Annotated in this window: 3 protein-coding genes; all 3 read left to right on the plus strand. The window is 52.8% G+C overall.

Annotated elements, in window-relative coordinates; genetic code table 11:
- Positions 1–246 precede the first annotated feature (246 nt).
- Positions 247–1,209 (plus strand): hypothetical protein, encoded by a 963-nt coding sequence (locus SOP95_RS31370; protein ID WP_274078142.1) that lies wholly within the window; start codon positions 247–249, stop codon positions 1,207–1,209.
- Positions 1,210–1,319: 110 nt separating this feature from the next.
- Positions 1,320–1,586, plus strand: coding sequence for a hypothetical protein (locus SOP95_RS31375; RefSeq protein ID WP_323609500.1), 267 nt, complete (start codon positions 1,320–1,322; stop codon positions 1,584–1,586).
- 1,023 nt (positions 1,587–2,609) lie between these two features.
- A complete protein-coding gene (locus tag SOP95_RS31380; protein WP_323609501.1) occupies positions 2,610–2,993 on the plus strand; it encodes a hypothetical protein in 384 nt (127 codons plus the stop codon).
- Positions 2,994–3,184 lie beyond the last annotated feature (191 nt).

Below are 3,184 nucleotides of genomic sequence, written 5' to 3' on the forward strand. Positions count from 1 at the left end.
GCTGGACAGCTACAGCACCTGCCCGTGCAGAGCCAGGTTGATCCCGTCGGTTTTTACTGCCACTTATGAGTCGCGTAGCAGTGCTGCGCCCCAGACCACAAGGGCTGCGGCGCAACCGAACCCACCTCTCGCCGGCAATCCGGCAGCGCCACGTCAATCCGGATCGCCCCTTCAAGTCATCCGGCTCCAACCGCATTCAACAGAGCAGATCTGCCGGACCCCGGCTTCTACGTTGTCCCCAACAGCATGACCCGCGAACAACTGGAGGCCACGCTTTTCCCCTCGCGCCAACACGACACCCTGAGCAAGTTCCAGGCGCTCAACCCTGGTCGAAGCGATCTCAAAGCCGGTTCGATGATCGTGCTGAGCGATCCGAACAACAGTTCCTGCACCTATCAGGAAGCCCAGCTGATGCAGGCCGCACAACAGGTCAAGGCAGCGCTCGACCCCCTGACGCCCGAAGAAGCGGAGTTCATGTTTCGCCACGGTGCCGAAATCGCCAGTTTTACCGGCGATACTTCGATCGTTCTCGGCGTCAGCGCGGCGGTAATGGAGAAGCACCTGATTCGACTACGCGACACCCTCCAGGACATAGAACGCCTTCATCAGGAAACCTATCGCCAGCATGGCAACCTGAGATCGAAGCGGTTTGTTGCCGAGCGTAAGCGCCTGCTCGCTCAGCTGGATGCCCACCTGCTGAATTCCTCCCGCCTGCGCGGCCAGACGACCTTGGGCGATCATCCGAAATTGAAGACTGCACTTGGCATTTCCAGTCGTAGCCTGGTGCATCACTGGGACAAAGCTGGGGCGCCGGGGCAGATACCGGGTTATGCCACCCATGTGAATGCGATCAGTCGGGCTGCCAAGTACATGAGCACCGGTGGTTACATTGGCATTGGTATTGGCGGGGTTTCTTCGCTACTGGCTATTCAGGAGGTTTGTGTTGGGGATTCTGGAGCTGCATGCGAGAGGGTTAAGTTTACTGAAGGGGGGAAATTTGTCGGGTCCACCGGTGGTGGCATTCTTGGCGCACGGATAGGCCTAGCTAGCAGTGGTCCGATCTGCTTGGTACTTGGAGCTACTACAGGTATTGGAGGGGTTGTCTGCGTCGCCACATTGGTAGGAGTTGGGGCTTGGGCGGGTACAACCGATGGTGGTGAAATTGGGGAAGTATTCGGCGAAGTACTGTATGAGACCATGCAGCCATGATGAGCAGTTGGCCTGCCTGGGCGGTCCTGATTATCACTGGCGGGCCAATACTGCTGGGATTTATAAGTTTTGCGTACGGCCTATACTTGGGGCGTCACCTGGATGCCATGATGGCGGCGTTGAAAAACAGTCGCTGTATCAATATTTGGGGGGCAGGACTGCGGAATCATGGTTGGTTTGGGTGCTTTGTCTTGGTAACAAAAATTACTGGAGTGGTATTGATGCCAAAAACGTCAATCCGCATCGGTGAACTAGACCCGGTCGATATTGAAAACTTCCCTCCAAATCTCAAACGACTTCTGCAGCTTGATGCGGTGATACTGGTTGGTGGTGCAATTTGGTTGGTGATTGCATGCTTACTGGTAAAATATAAGTAGCTTTAGGGATATGCCAGTCTCTACAGCAATAGGTGGTGTTGTCTGTGGAGTGTTGGGGGGATTGGGGGGCGAAGTCGTGTACCAAATTACGTAATGACTACTGCAGAAATGCTTGTTGGCAGCTTGTGCGGCATTCCACTCACCAGTCTAATTATCGGTGATGTATGGACACTGTACGTTGGCTATACGAAATGTGAGTTGTTGTTGGAGTGTTTCCAGAATAGCTCTTCAAGCTTTACTAATATCGTACGTATGCATACAGGTTCTTGGGGCAGGCTTCAGTTGGTGGGCAGCGCTTGTGGAGTTCTTACATTGCCCAGTTTTTACATAAAGCACGGCATCCTTAGTGCTGACGATTTTGAAAATTTCCCTCGCCCACTCAAAAGGAAACTCATAGCGTTGCAATGGAGTATTTTCGGGTCATTCGCATCGTTGGAATTGCTAATCAGAGTGTTAAAGTCAGGAGTCCTAATTGGCTGTAAAAAATTGTGGCAAAACGTAAAGAAACAATTTGAAACAGGTGCAATTAAAAGGGGCGGGAGACCTTGGTCGATCATCCAAAACTGAAGACGGCCCTTGGCATTTCCAGTCGTAGCCTGGTGCATCACTGGGACAAAGTTGGGGCGCCGGGGCAAATGCCGGGTCATGCCACCCATCTTGAAGGTGTGGCAAAGGCTTCTAAATACGTCAAATACGGCGGTTGGCTGGGTACTGCCATTGGGGAGGAGCATCTGCCATGAAGGTGCAGGATGTGTGTACGGCGGCAAATACCGAAGCTTGCGAGCGTGTTAGATTCACCGAGGCAGGCAGCTTTGCTGGCGGAATCATAGGCGGTGCCGCCGTTGGTGCAAAGTTGTCAGTTGAGACAACCGGCAGGCTCTGCATTGCACTCGGAGCAACTAATGGTGGTTTGGGGGCCGGGATATGCACCGCAGTATCGGTAGCAACAGGGGCCTTGGTTGGGGGAGCAATAGGCAGTGGGATTGGCGAGTGGATTGGTGACCTTATCTATGAAGCAACTAGATGAGTAAAGCATCGATGATATTCGGTGCTCTCGGTGGCGTAATCCTCCTACTGATCTTCATCTGGCTCGTAGTAGCACTTCATATGGCCTATACCAAGATGGATGTTCTCTTTGGGCACCTGAAAAACAGCCCGGCAATTACCGTTCTGGCCTTCTGGCGACACGCAGGGCCATCGGGGCGGTTGAGGATGATCGGCAATATTGCCCATTACGTCTCGTCACCACGTAGAGGTATCGAAAACGGTACCATCAGTGCTGAAGACATAGAGAATCTTTCAGCGCCAATCAAGTGCAAGCTGGTTATTTTGTGGCGGAGCCTAACATTCCTTTTGGGAGCATTATTCTTGGTGTGGTGCATTGGGAAAATTTTTGGCCTTAGGTAATAACATCTAGAAAGCCTGGCCTCTCAACCGGTGTTTTGGCGCCCGGTCGCCCTGACGAACGGTGATGACCTGAATGCGGCAGATTTTCTGGCAAGAATGAGTTTTACTTCGTCAATGATCCCCCGTAAGGGTGATGCTCATGTCCATCCTCGAAAGCGACTGGAAGAAGTTCAAGGAACTGCGCAAGGTTG

It is taken from the genome of Pseudomonas sp. YuFO8 (assembly GCF_035065025.1).
Lineage (GTDB): Bacteria > Pseudomonadota > Gammaproteobacteria > Pseudomonadales > Pseudomonadaceae > Aquipseudomonas > Aquipseudomonas putida_AE.

Bases quoted from the DNA above. Each gene is read 5' to 3' on its own strand.
- SOP95_RS31370 (WP_274078142.1), top strand. From the start codon at position 247: ATGACCCGCGAACAACTGGAGGCCACGCTTTTCCCCTCGCGCCAACAC.
- SOP95_RS31375 (WP_323609500.1), top strand. From the start codon at position 1,320: ATGGCGGCGTTGAAAAACAGTCGCTGTATCAATATTTGGGGGGCAGGA.
- SOP95_RS31380 (WP_323609501.1), top strand. From the start codon at position 2,610: ATGAGTAAAGCATCGATGATATTCGGTGCTCTCGGTGGCGTAATCCTC.